General features: G+C 48.8%; 15 protein-coding genes. 7 read left to right on the top strand and 8 right to left on the bottom strand.

The features are described 5' to 3' along the window. Nucleotides 1–18 precede the first annotated feature (18 nt). The 5 genes from FJ146_03150 to FJ146_03130 form a co-directional block, all read right to left on the bottom strand. A complete protein-coding gene (locus FJ146_03150; GenBank protein ID MBM4250942.1) occupies nt 19–819 on the bottom strand; it encodes a YmdB family metallophosphoesterase in 801 nt (266 codons plus the stop codon). After that, nucleotides 816–2,384: a ribonuclease Y gene (gene rny, locus FJ146_03145; protein MBM4250941.1), complete on the bottom strand. Its 1,569-nt coding sequence runs from the start codon at nt 2,382–2,384 to the stop codon at nt 816–818. Before rny ends, FJ146_03150 begins: the two co-directional genes overlap by 4 nt. A gap of 231 nt (nt 2,385–2,615) precedes the next feature. Then, nucleotides 2,616–3,113 (bottom strand): peptidoglycan-associated lipoprotein Pal, encoded by a 498-nt coding sequence (gene pal / locus FJ146_03140; protein ID MBM4250940.1) that lies wholly within the window; start codon nt 3,111–3,113, stop codon nt 2,616–2,618. A 121-nt stretch (nt 3,114–3,234) separates the two neighbouring features. After that, entirely contained in the window at nt 3,235–4,719 is a 1,485-nt protein-coding gene (locus tag FJ146_03135; GenBank protein MBM4250939.1) for a UDP-N-acetylmuramate:L-alanyl-gamma-D-glutamyl-meso-diaminopimelate ligase, read from the bottom strand. After that, the gene (locus FJ146_03130; GenBank protein ID MBM4250938.1) at nt 4,716–5,657 is read right to left on the bottom strand and encodes an LD-carboxypeptidase; all 942 of its coding nucleotides are present in this window, start codon (nt 5,655–5,657) and stop codon (nt 4,716–4,718) included. The genes FJ146_03135 and FJ146_03130 overlap by 4 nt, the downstream gene beginning before the upstream one ends. Before the next feature lie 98 nt (nt 5,658–5,755). On the opposite strand from FJ146_03130, the gene FJ146_03125 reads away from it, so the two are divergent. The 3 genes from FJ146_03125 to FJ146_03115 all read left to right on the top strand — a co-directional run bounded on the left by FJ146_03125 (nt 5,756) and on the right by FJ146_03115 (nt 9,565). After that, the gene (locus FJ146_03125; protein MBM4250937.1) at nt 5,756–6,142 is read left to right on the top strand and encodes a hypothetical protein; all 387 of its coding nucleotides are present in this window, start codon (nt 5,756–5,758) and stop codon (nt 6,140–6,142) included. 126 nt (nt 6,143–6,268) lie between these two features. Beyond that, nucleotides 6,269–8,446 carry a hypothetical protein gene (locus tag FJ146_03120; GenBank protein ID MBM4250936.1) on the top strand — a complete coding sequence of 726 codons (2,178 nt, stop codon included), beginning with the start codon at nt 6,269–6,271 and terminating at the stop codon, nt 8,444–8,446. Between the two features lie 27 nt (nt 8,447–8,473). Next, nucleotides 8,474–9,565: a D-alanine--D-alanine ligase gene (locus tag FJ146_03115; protein MBM4250935.1), complete on the top strand. Its 1,092-nt coding sequence runs from the start codon at nt 8,474–8,476 to the stop codon at nt 9,563–9,565. Nucleotides 9,566–9,572: 7 nt separating this feature from the next. On the opposite strand, the gene FJ146_03110 is transcribed toward FJ146_03115, so the two are convergent. Beyond that, the gene (locus tag FJ146_03110; GenBank protein MBM4250934.1) at nt 9,573–10,238 is read right to left on the bottom strand and encodes an HAD family phosphatase; all 666 of its coding nucleotides are present in this window, start codon (nt 10,236–10,238) and stop codon (nt 9,573–9,575) included. 108 nt (nt 10,239–10,346) lie between these two features. On the opposite strand from FJ146_03110, the gene lspA reads away from it, so the two are divergent. The 3 genes from lspA (at nt 10,347) to FJ146_03095 (ending at nt 14,384) form a co-directional block, all read left to right on the top strand. Continuing rightward, nucleotides 10,347–10,982, top strand: coding sequence for a signal peptidase II (gene lspA, locus FJ146_03105; GenBank protein MBM4250933.1), 636 nt, complete (start codon nt 10,347–10,349; stop codon nt 10,980–10,982). 305 nt (nt 10,983–11,287) lie between these two features. Further along, complete coding sequence (locus FJ146_03100) at nt 11,288–13,618, top strand: hypothetical protein (GenBank protein ID MBM4250932.1); 2,331 nt, start codon at nt 11,288–11,290, stop codon at nt 13,616–13,618. A gap of 139 nt (nt 13,619–13,757) precedes the next feature. Next, nucleotides 13,758–14,384 carry a hypothetical protein gene (locus FJ146_03095; GenBank protein ID MBM4250931.1) on the top strand — a complete coding sequence of 209 codons (627 nt, stop codon included), beginning with the start codon at nt 13,758–13,760 and terminating at the stop codon, nt 14,382–14,384. On the opposite strand, the gene queA is transcribed toward FJ146_03095, so the two are convergent. Beyond that, nucleotides 14,381–15,553 (bottom strand): tRNA preQ1(34) S-adenosylmethionine ribosyltransferase-isomerase QueA, encoded by a 1,173-nt coding sequence (gene queA / locus FJ146_03090; protein MBM4250930.1) that lies wholly within the window; start codon nt 15,551–15,553, stop codon nt 14,381–14,383. The two genes, FJ146_03095 and queA, sit on opposite strands and share 4 nt — an antisense overlap. Before the next feature lie 117 nt (nt 15,554–15,670). Here queA and FJ146_03085 point away from each other — a divergent pair, with 117 nt between their 5' ends. Further along, a complete protein-coding gene (locus FJ146_03085) occupies nt 15,671–16,861 on the top strand; it encodes a hypothetical protein (protein ID MBM4250929.1) in 1,191 nt (396 codons plus the stop codon). A gap of 29 nt (nt 16,862–16,890) precedes the next feature. Here the strand turns inward: FJ146_03085 and FJ146_03080 are convergent, their stop codons facing one another. Then, nucleotides 16,891–18,009: a murein peptide amidase A gene (locus FJ146_03080; GenBank protein MBM4250928.1), complete on the bottom strand. Its 1,119-nt coding sequence runs from the start codon at nt 18,007–18,009 to the stop codon at nt 16,891–16,893. Between the last annotated feature and the right edge of the window lie 4 nt (nt 18,010–18,013).

Here is an 18,013-nt window from a genome sequence, read left to right as displayed (position 1 = left end):
CAGTATCCTCAAGATTAATCACAAATCAGTTGGTTGTAAGTGCAACCTCTGTACTTGCCGGCAATAACCGGTCTCATCATCAATGTCCGCCATGATCGCATAGAGGTGGGGGTCAGCGGTAGCGGGTTCGAACTTCTTTTTTTCGCCTGTGAGTAACCGGTGGATTGCAGCGCCCACATCGATTCCAATGACCGATCGGTAAGGCCCAGTCATGCCAACATCTGTTACGAAACCCGTTTTATCATCTAAAAGCCGGTGGTCGGCGGTTGGAACATGAGAATGGGTTCCATAAACTAGCGAGACGCGGCCAGTAAGGTACCAGCCGAGTGCCTGTTTCTCACTGGTCGCCTCAGCATGAATATCGACTATTCTAATCCGCACACTGCTAGGTATCTCTTCTAGGAGTTTATCAACAGTCCTGAATATGTCGCGATTACCGTCTTTCATGAAAGCACGACCGATACAGTTTATGACGGCAAGACGCTGGCCATTTTTTGCGGTGATAATTTTAAGTCCTAGTCGGTCGTTATCGACATTGCCCATGTTGCAAGGCAGAATTAAGCGGTCTGCTCCAGGTAGGAAAGAGTAGATCTCGCGCTTGTCGTGCCAGTGATTGCCCATGGTTACGGCGTCAATAGCGAGCTGCTCGGTAAAGTTTCGGTATATCTTTTCTGTCAAACCAAAGCCACCGGCAGCATTCTCGCCGTTAACTACAACGAAGTCGGGCTGGTGCTGCTCACGTATCACAGGTAGTAGCGATTCTAGGCAACGCCGTCCGACCTTGCCCATCACATCACCAATGGCGAGAATCTTCGTCACTTTGCAAAATCCGCGACTCGACTCTCTCTAACAACTGTAACTCTCACCTGGCCAGGGAAGGTGATCTCTTGACGTAATTTAGAGGCTATCTCGTTGGCTAAATCAACACAATCATGATCTGAAACACCAGTAGGTGTGACCATCGCCCGCACCTCATTACCAGCCTGCATCACGTAGGCATCCTCGATGCCTGCGAAGTCTTTGACCAGTTTCTCCATGTCCGTGAGGCGTGTCAGATAGGTTTCCATTACCTCACGTCTCGCGCCTGGGCGTTTTGATGATAGAACATTGGCAGTGTGAAGTACGACAGCATAAGGGCTAGCTTGGTTGATGTCGTCTTCGTGATGCAGACGTATGGCATTAACAACGACTTCTGACTCGTCGAATTTGGCACAGATCTCGGCGCCGATTTGAGAGTGGTGACCTTCCGTATCCTGATCGACCGCCTTTCCTATGTCATGGAGCAATCCACAGCGTTTGGCTCGCTTTACATTGAGGCCCATCTCAGAGGCCATAATGCCGCAAAGCTGTGCGGTTTCGACGGCATGCTGAAGCACAGTTTGCACGCCGACAGCGCGAAACTTCAGGCGGCCCAAATGACGTATGAGCTCAGGGTGCAAGTCAGTGATGCCAACATCAAATGCAGCCTGCTCACCCGCTTCACGTATGATCTGCTCGAATTCATTGGTGACCCTCTTTGCAGTCTCTTCAATCCTGGCGGGGTGAATTCTGCCGTCTGCAACCAAACGTTCTAAGGAAATCTTGGCGATTTCTCTGCGAATTGGATTGAAGCAAGAGAGGATCACGGCCTCTGGTGTATCGTCGATGATGAGATCTACACCTGTCGCTTGTTCGAGAGCCCGAATGTTACGACCCTCGCGTCCGATAATCCGACCCTTCATATCGTCACTCGGCAAGGCGACAACAGAAATAGTTGAGTCACTGACAAATTCGCCTGCCACCCGCTGTACGGCTAAGCTTACAACGGCACGAGCCCGTTCCTCGGCTTCTTTGCGTGTCTGTTCCTCAATGGCGCGCAGACGATCTTTAGCCTCACGACGGGCGTCGTCCTCAAGAGTACGAATGAGCTCGCGCTTTGCCTCCTCCGCTGACATCTTAGCAATATTTTGCAGGGTCTTGCGAGCGTGCTCCAGAGTGGTCGAGCATTCAGCGTTCATTCTATGAAATTTCTGCTCTTCTTTTGACAGCTCCTGTTCTGCAGTTGAAAGGTCGGTTTCTCGCTTTTCAACAAGCTGGAGCTTTTTCTCTAGTTGCTGCTCTCGTTGCTTGATTTTGTTCTCTAGCTTGCTGATTTCGCTACGGCGATTCTTGTGCTCTTCCTCAAATTGATGACGTCGACTGCGCGCCTCATCTTTGGCTTCCCTCAGAGCTTGCTTTACAATTTGATCGGCTTCTTTGCGGGCCTCTTCCCGTAGCTGTTTGGCTTCGTCCTCGGCCTTTTTGAAGACCACAGCTAGTTGCTTTTTGTTGAGGAACACCCCAACTCCAAGCAGACCAAATACGACGCCGACGACAGCCACCAAAATCCCGATGGCAACGTCCACGGAAACTCTCCTTTCGCAGGCCCTATAGGCGAGCCTAGACTTTCATATCAATGCGACCCAATGGGGGTCGACAACTTGGCGATAAAACAACAAGAATAGTCTTATAATGGACAAATTGCAAGACGATGTCAGCTCAATATTGGTGCGCATTAAAAAAACCGGCTAGCCACATGATCGGGCTGAGCCGGTTCTTTCAGGATCGCATTTTGACAAATGTGATCGTCAATACGCTTACTGATTAGTTAGCGTGAACTCAGCGCGACGATTTTTCGCCCAAGCAGCCTCGTCATGTCCGTCAGAGGCGGGCTTCTCCTCGCCGTAGCTGATCGTAGACAGGCGGCCACCTTCGACGCCCAATTGCACCAGGTAGTTCTTTACAGATTGCGCGCGGCGTTCGCCGAGTGCAAGGTTGTACTCAACCGAGCCACGCTCGTCGCAGTGCCCCTCAATTTGAACCACAGCCGTTTGAGCTTTTTTCAAGTGTTCAGCTAGCCCTTGTAGGTTGCTTTGAGCGTCACCATTTAGGCTGTAATCGTCAAATGCAAAGTAGATGGTCTTCGGTGCAAACGACTCTACAGGGGCGGTTGGTTCCGGTTTCGCCACTTCCGCTTGGGCGGCGGGCTGGACAGGTTCCTCAGGCTTAGCCTCGTCGTCGGTACAGCCGAATGAGCCAAACCCGAGCACCAGCGTGGCGACAGCAAGAGCATGTTTCGTTTTCTTCAACAGCATTTGGTCCTCTCCTAAAACCGATTCCTTATGGATTTTAAGTGGTTACTGCGGGCTTCCGTCGTTTGGAAAAACTTCGGAAAGTCAGCGTACTCGACTAAGTTAGAACTGTGCTCTTAACTTATTAGAAATGCAAGCTCCCATTTTTCTGATTTTGGTGCAAGTGGGCTGCTAAGCGGTGCTGCACACCGGAAAAACTACCACTCGACATGAAAATAACGGCATCGCCGGGTGTTAGGTCGGCCAGTAAGGACTTCTCCAATTCGAGATTAGTTGGGAAGCATACCGCCTTAGTTCCGATCGACTGTTGGAGCTGGGATGTGTTCATGCGCTGCTCAGGCGGTATACGCTGGTCCTGTATACATTCTCCGATGTATACGCGATCGGCAAGACTGAGGGCCTCTGCAAACGCTTTTTGAAACACATTGCGTCTCTGGCTAGCACTGCGGGGCTCAAACGCAATCATTAATCGCTTTTGTGGATAGACCGCCTTGAAACCCTCAATGACAAGCCGCACGGCGGTTGGGTGATGGGCGAAGTCCTCGTAAACATCAATACCGGCCGCGCTTGCCAAAAGATCCAGTCGTCTTTGGACATTGAGAAAGGACCTAATGGCCGCTGCAATGCGAGAACCATTTACCGGTGTTTTCAAATCTCCGCGCCGCTGTAGGCTCACAAGGCAACCGATAACTTGCGCGATGTTGGCTAGGTTGTGTTTACCAGAGAGTTGAGTTTGGATCTGGAAGTTGCCGAGGGCGGAAGTTTCAATCGTAGCTGTCCATAGCTGTCCGCCGACGCCATCTGGAACTGCGTGATGGCTAGCGACTCTGACATCGGCAGTGCGATCTAAACCAAGTGTTGAGACTTTAGTGACTTTGTCTGTCAGAGCAGCTTGCGAAATGACTTGAGAGACTCCCGTGTCATCGACATTTGCAATGATGCATTTCGGATCCTTAACTAATTTGGATAATTTAACGAATTGCGACGTAATCGCCTCTAGATTCGGATAGATATCTGCATGATCGTACTCGAGATTATTTAGGATTAAGTGGGTAGGGTGGTAGTGAAGAAACTTCGGTCCCTTGTCGAAGTACGCTGTATCGTATTCATCACCCTCAATAACAAACAACGGACTTGTCCCCAGTCTGAAACTGCGGGGGAAGTTTCTCGGAATGCCACCTATGACAAAGCTTGGGTCTTCACCCAGCTCATGGAGCACATGGCTCAATAGTGAACTTGTGGTCGTTTTTCCGTGCGTACCAGCTACGACACAGGTGGTTCTGTGTCGTAAAAACAGGTCGCCCAGTAACTGTGGGAAACTGGTTGTAGCCACACCCATAGCAAGGACAGCTTCGAGTTCGGGATTGCCGCGAGACATCACATTCGCAATAACCACCAAATCTGCATCCAGGTCCCTGACGTTGTCCGGGCCCAGAGGGGTCTTAACCGGAATATTCAGCTCCGCAAGCATGGTCGACATCGGCGGATAAACACCAGCATCACTTCCGAATACTTTGTAACCGGCTTCGGCACAGAGACCAGCGACCGTCGCCATTCCGGTACCGCCAATGCCAAGAAAATAGATGCTAGCGCCATTGCGTATGCTCATGAAGGAGCACTCCTCTTACCTGATGATTTTTGGGTATGAATTACGGTCTCCCATGTCAATCGATCGCCTTCTATCGCGGCCTCGGCTCCGATCATCATTGGGTAATTGGGTTGGGTGTGACCAAATAAAGGGCTGTGAAACACTGGGACATCTAGACGTTTAGCAAATTGCTGCATAACGAATGGCGCACAGTCCGGAATTTGGGTTCCAAGATTACGGAGATGGCCAACTACCACGGCTTTCACGCCGTTGAGCGCGCCACTTTGAATCCATTGGTTAAGCGCGCGCATGAGACGCGCGGGATGTTCATCCGTATCCTCGATAAAGACGATATGGTCGGCTAGAGATCTTGGAAAGTATGGTGTTCCAATCAAATTGGTAAGAACGGTAAAACAGCCTCCAAATAGTCTTCCCCTCAGGTGTCCTGGAAGGACACCTGTAATCGTGGAGATTGGGATCGAGCCGCTACAGCTACCAGTAAGCCAGTGCTGGAGATTATTGATGAGAGCATCGATATCATCTGTGTTCGTACCGTCAACATCGTTCCAGAGTGTGGTAGCAGGCATCGGCCCGTGGAGCCCACGCCACCCGAGCTGACTATAAAAGGCTGCGTGAATAGCCGACACGTCTGAGAAACCGATTAGCAACTTAGGTTGCAGCTGTGCCAACTCCGACCAGGGGAGCAAGGGTAAAAGGTCACTGGCCCCGTAGCCTCCGCGAGCACACAGGACAAAATCGGACCCGGGCTCCCGTAAGGCTTCCACCAGAGCTTGCGCCCTTAGTTCAGCAGTGCCAGCGCTGTATGTCCAGTCTGCGTCAGAAAGTAATTCATCATATAAAACACCGAAACCTCTGCTTTCTAATCCAGGTATACGGCTCGCAAGTAGGTCCTTAATCTCGCGGCTAGACGGCCTGATAATCCGGAGTATGGGTTTCACGTTTACTCGCCTTTTTTACTGGCATCGATATTTTTCTAAGTATATCAAGAACACTAAGATTTAGACTTTAATTTTTGTAGCTTGTCGGAGTAACTGGGATGAGCGAGTTGGTAGTACCAGTATCGGTGGGGGAGCTCATCGACAAAATCACGATTCTTCGTATAAAAGAGCGAAAAATTGTCGATACATCCAAGTTGGTCAATATCAGAACCGAACTCAAGGCTTTGCTAGATGTTTGTGAGAGTCATGGCATTTCTCTGAATCAAAGAGGTGTTGCGGAACTTGAACAAGTCAATCGGCAGCTCTGGGATATTGAGGATGCAATCCGCGAGAAGGAAGCGAGTAAAATATTTGACTCAGAGTTTATTGAGCTGGCGCGATCGGTCTACCAGACAAACGACCAGCGGGCTGCGATCAAGTCGCAGATCAACAAAGCCAGCGGATCGATACTTCGAGAAGAAAAAAGCTACAGTGATTACAGGTAGTTGATGGGCGGTCCTTGGCGACGTGATATGCCTTGGGGGGGAAGTCCAATAACTAATGTCTGATCTAATTTGCGCCGATATGAGCTCGTGGACCTCAATCGGTCAAATGGCTTTGAGCAGACTAAATTGGAACGGACCCCAGTCAAATTTTCACCCGTAGGCTCTCCCTTACTTCGCCGGTATGCCTGGGGTGTTGTATGCCCTTGCCTTCTCATCTGCACCGTTGGTCTCTTCCTTCTACGCAATCATGAGCTTGCCGAGGCCGAATTAGCCAGCCAGCATTTGGTAGACTCGGTCGGTCAAGATTTAGAGGCTGAGGTACGTTCACTTAGTGGCCAAGCCATAACTGGAAGTCGTTCAAGGCTCTCTGGATTGAAATCCAAAGTAGAGCTGCCAGGTCTCAGGTTTTACGCGCCGGAAGACCTGCATAAAGATTCAGGTCCTACGGTTAGCTTTTTACCGCAAAACTCAGATGGTACGCGAGAGAGTGATTCCTTTCGTGAGCTTCGAGATGGATCGCCCGGATTCTTTTTTCAGTCTCAAAGGCAGCGCGGGATCGATTGGATTGTTGAGATTTCCCTTGCCAACTGGGTAAAAAAACTCAGTGTCGCACTTCGACCGGGGACGCCAATCTTTATTGCCCTCGTCCCATTGAACCAATACGAAGCGCCAGTGGTTTTATTTGACCACATCCGCCCTGAAGTAAACCGCATCGAACTTCAGAAACTCATACAAGAATCATCAAGGACCGGGAGCGTTTCTGATGGTCTCTCACTCGGAGGAGCCAATTACGTTATGCGGGAACACAAGATTCCTCGAATCGGCATACTGAACCCGAAAAAGGAATCTGATTACTGGTCGAAATTGATTGTTTTGGTGCCGCACGCTTATATCTACCGGCAATGGTGGAGTAGCTTTTGGCTGGTGATAGTGGCTCTAGCAATTGTGACTCTGGTAGGGCCGGTTTTGGTGCTTGGCAGTCTGCGGAGGCAATTTTTGGGGTTGCAGCAAACGATCGACGAGTTGCGCGGATTAGGAAAAGTCCAAGCGGACAGATCGCTGCTTGCCAACGAAGGACCCTATTTAGCCGCCATCGCCGATGAGTTTAGAGGAATGTCCAGGGCATTGTCAGAGCAACAGTTACGGGCAAGAACTATGAATCGCGTCATCTCAGAATTAGCCGAATGCTCAGACCAGAGAACAATCATAACGCGTGCCGTTGAACTCATTGGTACACAATGTAGAGCGGAGATCACCGTGTTCGTTCCGGTTGTTGGGAGCTCCGGAATCATTTGGCAAAATCATAAATTATTCGAGATAGACCTAGGTGAATTAACCAATTTAATTAACACTAAGCCAAACAATCAACGGCTTACATTCCAGATACGACCAGGGCCGTCCTCGCTTGGTTTTGTAACCGCGATATTTGCAGAGCCTATGAGCGAAATTATTGAGTCGTTGACCCATTTGGTGTTCGGACAAATTGATAACGCCTTAAATAGGCTATCGGCACTTGAGCGAACTAGTGACGAGAAGTCGAAGTCCAACCTGCTAGCTCATTTAAACGAAGTCGAGAGCTACCAGTTGACGACTCAGACATCCTCAGGGGCAGTTGCCACTTACGCGCGTTCTGTAGACGAGCTCCCAAGTGGGTGGATCGAGTGGTTAGAATTCGATGACCGACGAGTCATCGTGACCTTAGGTAACCTAAGAACTGAAACTGTCCTAGCCCGTCTCATTGCGATGACCGTACGAAGCTCGATTCGTTCCTTAAGTCGACTCGTAGACGGGACCGATAGCGAGCTTTTTTGCCAAATTTCTAAGATCGAAGCGTTGCTAGAAACACTACTTTATGATCAGTTCAAGATCCCTAAGGATCGATGCGAATTTATCATCGCAACTCTGGATCGGAAGTCGAGTCGGCTGGAAGTTGTAAGTCACGAGTTCCCGAGTCCATTAATAGTTTCTCAGTCGCATGAAGGTAACTCGGTGGCTGTTCTTGAGTGTGGGCTAAAGGCAATTGGTCTAAACTTACCACAGAATAGTTCGGTCATATTCTACTCTGACAGCATTAATGGTGCTCAGAACTTACGAGCAGGCATTTTTCAACGATTACTGCGTAGAGGGCTTGAGCAGACCACCGTGCCAGCGGGACGCGCACCTCAGCTCAGAGACGAAATAGCAGCTCTCTGGAACTATTATGTCCAGCAATCGAGTGGCAACGAGCGTGTCCACATTCTATGCCTCAGCGCTCAGAGTCTAGAGTCATATTATGAGGCACCAGGTGCTGGTTCCGCGGCATAGTTTGCTGATATATACTAACCTAAGAATCTGAAATTCTTAGGGGGCAAAGTGCAGGCAAAACCAATTGAAGTAGTTGTTCTGTATGGTGGCAGGTCTACTGAGCATGAGATTTCTTGCCGTAGCGCCCGTTTCATTTTGGGCCATCTTGATCGCAAGAAGTATGTGGTTCATGCCATAGGGATTGCTGCCGACGGAACATGGTGGCAGCAAAATTTAGAGAGCACTCTGGCCACAAAATCTGGACCGCTCCCGGTCTCAAAAAGCGGTATGCAACTTGACATTGGGTCCTTTGGAAGAACGACTGAAAACCTAGTTGTCTTTCCGATTCTTCACGGGACTTTTGGCGAGGATGGCACTCTACAGGGGTGGCTAGAGCTAAAAGAGGTAGCGTTTGTCGGCCCAGATACTTTGGGTTCAGCCATAGGCATCGATAAAGTAGTCGCTAAAAAGCTTGCCGCCTCAGCTGGGATACCGGTTGTCCCTTGGGTAGATTTTCGGGCCCACACGTGGGCAGTCGATAAGTCCGGAATGTGCTCTAACGCTCTAGAAAAACTGGGTTTACCTCTCTTTGTTAAGCCGGCTAAGCTAGGTAGTTCGGTCGGCGTTAGTAAGGTAACAAGTCCGCAAGAGCTTATGTTGGCATGCGAACATGCATTGAAGTTTGACGATAAAGTTTTGATCGAGAAAGGGCTAGAAGTACGAGAAATTGAGGTGGCTGCTCTGGGTGGCTACGAGCCAAAACTATCCATCGCTGGCGAAGTCGTGCCACATGCCGATTTCTATTCATATGATGCCAAATACACTAAGACGGACGGGGCAAGTGTCGTTGTTCCTGCCAATCTCACGACAGAGCAGATGAATGAAGCTAGAGCATTAGCTGGTCAGATTTACGCATCACTTGAATTATACGGGATGTCACGGATCGATCTTTTTCTCGAAAAATCAACCGGAAGATTCTATTTTAATGAGGTCAATACCATTCCAGGATTTACGGAAATCTCCCAATATCCCATGCTGTGGCGAGAGTCAGGTATCAATGCAAGCGATTTACTCGATCAATTGATAGAAAGCGCCATCAGACGCAAGCATGAAAAGCAGCGATTAATGCGTGCAAAGTGACGGAAGCCTAATGGGATTCATTGATGCTTGAGAACCAGCCCGCTTCACTTGCAGCTGCAACCGAGCTCACCGTGAGTTTTGCTCCGGCTCGTCGCAGTTGGGTTGTATCAAGTGCCGTTGTCACCCCGATCGGGAACATCTTGGCCGCTACCGCTGCCTCAATGCCGTGGGGACTATCTTCAAATACGAGGATCCGCTCCCGATTGGCTGGAGAAATATTCATTTGATTACCACAGGCCCAAAATATATCAGGCGCGGGTTTATGCCGGCTCACATCGCTGGCGGTTACTATGGTGGCGACCTCGATTTGATGATCGGCTAATGCTGCCGTGACAAAAGCGCGGCTGGCATTACTACCTATGGCAAACGGTATCGAGCGTGCACGGAGTTGGTTTATAGCGACCTTGACTCCAGGGTAAAGCGAGACAGGACCCGCTACCTTGGTGACTAGCCGCTCTTTTGTGCTAGCAAGAGCGGTAGCCATGCTGGGTTGGCCCAGACTTTTGCTGATCAAATGGGCAATAGTTTTCGTGCTGTGTCCACTAAGCTCGGTCGGTGGCGCGATATCTTGTTGAAACACTTCTTTAGTAGCCAAAACCCACGCTTTTAAATGAGTCTCCAGTGTATCCGCCAATACACCGTCAAAATCGAAAATTACTGCAACTGGTATCATGAGTTCACCATTAGTAATACACCTTCAGATGGCGGGGGGGCTGCCATTTTGATACAATAAAGCCTCAAGTTTACAGGGCATTTATCCCACATTGAAAGAGGTTCTTTCGTGACAGCGAATCCCAAACTTACCCCGCTTGCAGCACGAGCACACAAGCTTTCATTGTTATTTTTGCTACTGATGGTACTTGGCAGTATAGGCCTCGATCAGGTCACTAAGTACCATGCCCAGTCCACGTTAATGGTTTGGTCCGATGCCGAAAATTTATCGTCTTATCGTGGTCAGCGTTATCCACTTTGGTCCAGTGATGGCAGCGACGGTGCGCCGGATGGAAGTCACGCATTCATATCTCTGAGTACGAATTATGTCCGAAACCTTGGTGCTGCATGGGGTGCATTGTCTAATCTACCGGATGTCATTCGAGTACCATTTTTTTATTTGGTGACATGCCTAGCTGTGTTCATCATCTTGCTCTATCTGCGATCAACTCCTGTACATCACCGTTTAGCCATTTTTTCTCTCAGTTTGATTTTGTCAGGTGCCATCGGAAATTTTCTCGACCGAATCAGATTCGGTTATGTCATAGACTGGATCGATGTTCGTTGGAATCTAGCAGGATGGCGTTACGACTTTCCTAATTTTAATTTCGCCGACAGTTGCATCACAGTGGGTGTCTCCCTGTTACTGGTTGATATGCTGTTTTTGGAACGCAAGAGAGAACAGACAGCGGTTGCGACGCCATAATTATGCCGCGGTGGTATATCAGAAACTCCCCAATAAAAGGGGGGAGCTGTTCAGGCAGCTCTGGTCGAATTGGCAAACCTGAAAAAAGGGTTGCTGACGGCCGAGTGTGTATTAATGGCGCCGATCGAAAAAATTCGAGTTCACTCAAGAGGTCGCCGCTTTCATAATGAACGATGTTGATAGTTAACGATTTGGTTCTCGGCCTCTTCGCCCTCAGCGACAACTAATCCGCTAAAGATTCCCTGCATTTGTGACGAAATACTCTTCGGAGAGCTGGGCCTTGTCCCCCGCCTCACGGAGGTATTTTGGTAAAGATTAGTCACTTCCTATTAATTCTGGCCGGGTTAGTCGCAATTGCTGCGCAACCAGCTTTGGCAGGCTTTCGGGAAGTGGCGATGCTTGAATTCATCAATAAAATGAGGTCACAGGAGCGAGCGAGACAACTATCCTTTACTGTGGATTTACATGCCACTTATGCACAAGTCAAAAATGAAAGGGAGAAGTTGCTGTTGGCGCTCGCACTTGGTGTTCAGTACATGGACAAAAATCCACGGCTTGCTCTGCAATTTCTTACTTCTGCAGAGCTAGGACTCGCGTCCAAAGATCCGTTACAGCCAATCGTCCGTTATTATTTGGCGGAAGCAAAGTTTCGCGGTGGATCTTACAAGGAAACCATCGAGATTCTGAGAAACTTATCAATCCATGAATTTGGCGACGCTTGGAACAAGAGAGTCCAGAGTCTGCTCATTGAGAGTTACAATGCAGAGGCTGACTACACTCAATTAACAACGGCTTTTACGGAATTCAGTAAGCGTTACACGTTCAGTAAGCGGCAAGAAGTTCTCGCAAAGATGGCATTTGAAGCGCTTGAAAAAAACGGTGAAAACCGAGTTAATTTTGAAATTCTCGAGGGCCTTGCGGCAAATTACCCAGCTACTCCTGAATCACGATGGGCCTTTCGTAAACTTGAAGAGGCTACTTGCCGGCCCCTCTCGGACGGTGGTTATGCGTTTTCTGACAGGCTGCTTAAGCGCCTAAGTAAAAATGTAGTACTCGGAAACGGTTTGGGCGACTTCTTGGCGGCTTCATTGTTGCGACCGACGGTCGATTCCGCGGGTTCTGTCCGCGTCAAAACAAGTGAAGAAAGAGCAAAGTTCTATAGCGAGTCGCGGTTATTTGGCCTCGCTCGACGGGAGCTTGAGGACTTACTCAGTAAAGAAAAATCTACACGAGATTCTGGGACATATCCGAATATTGTAATCGATCTGGCGAAGGTTAGCCTCAGGGTCTTCGAGCCACAAAGAGCTGTTCGAGTACTGACGGACTTCATGTACGAGCATCCGCGACATATGTTCAGTGGTAGGGCTCAGGAGTTATTAGGCGATTCTTTGCGATATAGTGGCCAAATTCGGGCTGCAGCTGATAACTACGGACTAGCGTTAGGTCGACGTGACACGGCGACGCTGAGGTGGATGCGGTTTTGGAATTTGTACCGCAGTAAACAATACGCCGCTGCATTGGCAATGTTGGATCAACCTGGATATGTGACGCCACGAGAGGGTGATCAAATTCACATAATAAAATATTGGCATGCGCGTATTTTGGAAAACTTAGGCCGACTAGATGAAGCAAAGACTTTGTTTTTGGAAATTCTGCACAGCCACGGCAGCTCGTTTTACGGATTGATGACTGCCACGCGTCACCCTGAGTTAACTACACCCAATCAGAATCCAGAAGCGACTATTGGTTCGGTAGCCAATGAAATTGGTCAGATTACTACCTCGATATCGCTAGCAGCAAAGTCAATGGCCGCTCGCGCTGGAGACGCCACTGGACTAGACACCCGGCCTGATTTGCAGTTGATTGCAGATTTACGGAATGTGGGACTTCGTGATGCCGCAGCCGCTCAACTGAGTAAGTTGCGCTGGTCAGGTTTCGACAAGCTCGGCGCCTTTGCTGCGATTACCAAATTATCTGGTGATCTGGATGACTATAGGCCATCCCGAAATATCCGTTACACTACATTTACAAGTCTCAGAAATCTGCCATCAAATTGGGATGGTTTGATTCAAAGCCAAATACAACACGATGATGAATGGAAAGTTTATTATCCAATAGCCTACGAGAGAATCGTCATGCCTATGGCCAATCACATGCAGCTAAGTCCCTACTTGGTGCTGAGTATCATGAGGTCCGAGAGTTTGTACAACAAGGAGGCACGCTCACCTGTAGGCGCCACTGGTTTAATGCAGCTAATGCCCTATACTGCCCTAAAGATCGCGACGCTTTTGCACGATGAGGATTTTGATATCCGAGAGGTGACAGAGCCAGAGATCAATATCGGTTACGGACTTTACTATCTGGACCGATTACTAAGTTACTACGGAGACAACCCATTTTTGGCGGCGGCAGCCTACAACGCCGGACCGTTAGCAGTTAATCAGTGGCTGGCGACATGTGGCGATTGCTCCGCCGACGAGTTTGTCGACTCGATTCCATATTTTGAGACGCGACGATATGTCAGAGAGGTGATTCGAAGTTTTGACGTTTACTCTCGATTGTACCAGCAGCGACCGGCTATGACCGCGCTTCCGGAAACACCGAGTCAATTGAAGGAGAATGAGGATCTATTTTGATCAGTAGGCATTAAGTGCCTATAGGTCAATGATTTGACGGGGTTTTTGGGGGTGATGGTGATTGCTAAACTTAACCATATGGATCACTGCATCAAATGATGCTCGTGAATTCCATGTCGCCAGCAGATGGGGATGTTCGATGACGGAACAATGGCTATCGATCGTCGAGTATGCACGCACTTTCAAGGTGTCTGATATGACCATTAGGCGTCGTATCAAAACCGGTAAACTGCATGCCATTCTACAGGATGGCAAATACTTTATTCCAGTATCCGGCAATGCAGTAAATCAGAGACCAAATCTGCCTCCGAGACATCCGCAAGACAGGGTAGTCGTTAGTGAGTCTGGCCGCGACGCTTTGTCGGACCAGAAGCTGCCATTTAACAGAGTCGGCAGCGTCTCGATGAGCGAACCTGTGGTTATAAAGTCCAATCAGATTGGCATAAAGCAAGCAACACAGCAGATCAGCTCTGAGTTTGAATCCCATCAACGTCAAGGTGAGATGATAGTGCCAGGGTCGCTTACCCGGCCGTTACTCTCCCAAGAGTCTTCTCTTGTTGATACCAGGGCTTTGTTAGCCTACTGCGAGGCTTCGTTGCGCAAAATTTCAGACAACGAGCGACGTACGGTCGAAAAGTTTAAGAGTAAGCTTGAGACACTAGAGGCTGTCCTTGCCAGTCGAGATTTGGAGATTAAAGCTCTTCGGCAACAGCTCGAAGACCTTCAGCTTTTGGTAAAGATTTTAGAGCGACGCAAGCAGGCTTAAAGCCAAATGAGATTGGCATCACCGTAGCTGAATAAACGGTACCCTTTAGACACTGCTTCGGCGTACATGTCCTTTGCTGCTTCTAACCCAACTATCGTAGCAATGAGCATAAAGAGGGTCGAGCAGGGTTGATGGAAATTGGTAAAGAGGCCGTCTATCACCCAAGGTCGGTAAATTTCGCCATCTTTCGTTGGTCTTAGAAATAAATTAGTACTATGCCAAGAATCTGCTAGTTCGATAAATTTATCAGGATCCTCAGATGCTTTACGGTAAAGCGATTCTAGGCTTCTGAATGTAGTGGTGCCGACAGCTATTACTTTTCGGCCGCTTATTCTGGCTTGGTAGATGGCCTTCGCCGTCTCTTTTCCGACCCGATAACGCTCGGAGTGCATATGATGGTCTGCAATATTTTGAGTCTTAATGGGAAGAAATGTTCCAGCACCCACGTGCAGCGAGACGAAGTGCAGCCCGATCTCTCGTGATCTTAGGCATTCAAAAAGCTCTTCTGTAAAATGTAATCCCGCCGTCGGTGCGGCAACCGAGCCAGTCTGTCGTGCATAAACAGTTTGATATCTATCGCGATCTGCTGATGCCTCAGCTTTGAGCGGTTTTTTGCGTTTAATATAGGGAGGCAGCGGGATAAATCCATGGCGTTCGAGCCATGTCGTGAATGCAGAGGGGGACATATCAAACTCAAGATTAATGAGACTATTTCCAGCATTGTCATCGTAACGTTCAAGTACTGTGGCACTTAATTGTGGCTCAAAATGGACCGTGACCCCAGGTTTAAGCTTCTTCATTGGTCTACCCAGGGCCTGCCAAATAGATCTTGATGGCGACTCAGTGGTTCCGATCTCACTGAGGAGAAACACTTCGATGCTGCCTCCAGTCGGCAAAAGCCCTAACATGCGGCTCGGAAACACCCTGGATTCGTTAAAAATTAATAGCGAGCCACCAGGGACTTCTGTTGTAAGATCAGATACATGCAAATCTTCGGTGGTGCTGTTTTGCCTTCTGACTAGCAGTTTGGAGTTGCTACGACCAGGTATGGGTTCTTGAGCGATCAAGTGTTGAGGGCAAGGGTAATCGAAATCGCTCAGTTGCAACAATTGCTCGTGTAGCTTGCTTTTCTCCATAGCAGAGGACCTCGGATGTTCATTGCCAACCATTGTCAAGACTCCCGGCGCACCTATAGCCTCGCGACGGTGGGCTTGTCGAGGGTCTTGTGGCTGATACTCTGGGTGGTGAGTACCACAAGGGTAACGGCATGTCCGGGAGCGATGTTCGTGGGCCAACTACCGGTTAAAGTTGACGGTAAACGCTCGGGATTAAGACTATTTGCTGTAGATACCCACACTGGCCGCTTGGTATGGCGTTCCATACCTTTGCAACTAGATCCAGTCGATGATCACGGAAGGGTTGTTTTTACCAATGAAAACATATCGTTAACGGACGACGTGAGCGACCAAGACCTGCTGACTTTTAGGGCAGAAGACTTCGGAACTAAACTCACTAGGGGCTCGAAAGCTAGGCCTTGTAAGTCCCGTCAGTTTTTTGAGTTACGTCATGTGCGTCAGGAGTCATTCGCGTACCTCGCCATTTGTGAGGGTGAATCAAAAGCTGATCTACGCGATACGGGCATGGTCGTCTTTGATGATAGCCAGCATCAACTTCAAAGTAAGCGTTACATTTATAAGTTCAACTCCTCCAATCACATGCTTTTTGACAGTATCAAGTTCAGGCGAGAGGACGGAATTTGGGAAGATATCGCTACAGACTCACGGATGTTGATTACTGCAGATACAAAAAATTTTTTTACTCTGCATTTTGACTCCCGCCATATAAAGTCTAAGCTTGAGGAAAAACGAATTGGACCTGTATCGAGCTTAGCCAGGTTATCATTTTTTTTAAAAGTATTGTTCCTGAAGATAAAAATGAGTTTAGCCACCGATGTCGGATTTTTTGCCGACTCGGGTCACATCCCCATGCTGCTAAATTTGCCAGTAGACGCGGGTACCTACTTGAATCAAGGCAGCGGTATTCTCTACAGTTGGATGTTGGCGCCCGCCGTTCAACGAAGTCATAAAGACATTCGGATGCCCAGGCTTGATAGTGAGTTAATTAAGAGAGGCAAAAAAAACTTAAGTGAGGTTGGACTTAAGTTCTGTCGGGGTAGCTCGTGTTTATATCGCTATAACGTGAACCTTATGGGGCAGTTACTTGCGATGGACATTGGCATCGAACGTAGACTTGTGGAAAAAGGTTTTTTCCCATTTTATGTGGACGATGTTCATGCCGCTCGCGACAGCATGAATTGGGACGGAGAGGGCGCTGATACCCCTGGACGATCCGGAATGTACTTTGAGGTCTCCGGCTTATCAAAGGGCGAACATCCTTGGGACTTTTGGCTTAGACTCGGAGCCCCGGTCAATCAAGGCGAGACGTGTCCAGAGGCAATCACAGTTCAAGGTTTGTAGTATCATCCCTCTAAATATAGGCGCCTTGATTAGTCCGTTCCGCCGGGGTTCTTCGCAACATAAGTGTAATGGTCCGAGAATGGAGTTGCATTGCCGGCCTCATCCTGTCCGTCAATTTGCGGTAACCTGGCAAACGGGTATCGCACTGCTTGAGTAATACCCGGTTGGAACTGCCGCCAATAAGCCTCTACCATTTGCGGTTGCGTCGTTTGGAGCTCGAGTGTGACGGTTGGAATTTGACGTTCGTTACCAGCATAGTTGCCGAGTGAGCCAGGGTAGAAGGTGTAGTCCACCACTTTATAATTTTGTGAGCTTTCTGAGATCGCTTTAACCAATCTCTTAGCTTTTCTTTCAGTAGTCGTGAGCGGGCGCAGTATTCCTGACCCTGGACCATCGTAATCTAAAAAGCCAAGGGGCGCGTGAACGGAAAGTATTTTATCGGGTTTGAATCGGTCGATTAGTTGAATCTGGAAGATTGTTTCGACTTCAGAATTTGGGAAGTAGCCAGGAAAGTGTGCCAGCACCTTCTTGCGGTCGATTTGCCAAACGCGGCGAGCTTTGTCGTACCAATCCGCAGTAAAAAAATTGCGATTGAGATCGATGCCGTTAAAGTTGGTGCGTGTTGGGCGTGTCCGTAAAAACCCGTCGGGATTTACCAGCGGAGCTAGGATAACATGCGCGTTAGTGCCGAGTAGATTGCTGTTATCATTCAAATATCTGGCAAATCGGAAGGCTAAATGGATCGGTGTTAGCTCGTCTGCATGCACTCCACCAAGGAGAAGCGTCGTCTCTTGCCCACTGCCAAATTCTGCGTAAATGAGAGGATGTCCTGATCGCGTGTGGAGCTCGGCCTGCCAACGCAAATTACCACAGGGATCGTCGTTCCATTTATATTTTCGGTAATATTTGCGCACCTCGGTGCAGAAAGTTCTGATTGCCACAGCCTTACGTTGCTCCTGCAAGACCGAATCGGCGAAATTTGCCGGCGAAACAAATGGCAACTTTGTAAACATCTGAGATTGGTCTACAAAACTTACCTGTGCGACAACCGTACTTGCCGGAAGTAAAACGGTACCTAACAGTAAAAACGATTTCATGAGTCGACTTAGCGATGACAACAGTTTGGTCCTCTCATTGGCACTTTTCATAAAA

This window comes from Deltaproteobacteria bacterium (assembly GCA_016874735.1).
Taxonomy (GTDB): domain Bacteria; phylum Bdellovibrionota_B; class Oligoflexia; order Oligoflexales; family CAIYRB01; genus CAIYRB01.
This window is presented reverse-complemented; position numbering and strand designations above follow the sequence as displayed.

Coding starts and splice junctions, on each gene's coding strand:
- pal (MBM4250940.1), bottom strand. CDS start 3,113: ATGCTGTTGAAGAAAACGAAACATGCTCTTGCTGTCGCCACGCTGGTG.
- FJ146_03135 (MBM4250939.1), bottom strand. CDS start 4,719: ATGAGCATACGCAATGGCGCTAGCATCTATTTTCTTGGCATTGGCGGT.
- FJ146_03125 (MBM4250937.1), top strand. CDS start 5,756: ATGAGCGAGTTGGTAGTACCAGTATCGGTGGGGGAGCTCATCGACAAA.
- FJ146_03110 (MBM4250934.1), bottom strand. CDS start 10,238: ATGATACCAGTTGCAGTAATTTTCGATTTTGACGGTGTATTGGCGGAT.
- FJ146_03095 (MBM4250931.1), top strand. CDS start 13,758: ATGACGGAACAATGGCTATCGATCGTCGAGTATGCACGCACTTTCAAG.
- queA (MBM4250930.1), bottom strand. CDS start 15,553: ATGGTTGGCAATGAACATCCGAGGTCCTCTGCTATGGAGAAAAGCAAG.
- FJ146_03080 (MBM4250928.1), bottom strand. CDS start 18,009: ATGAAAAGTGCCAATGAGAGGACCAAACTGTTGTCATCGCTAAGTCGA.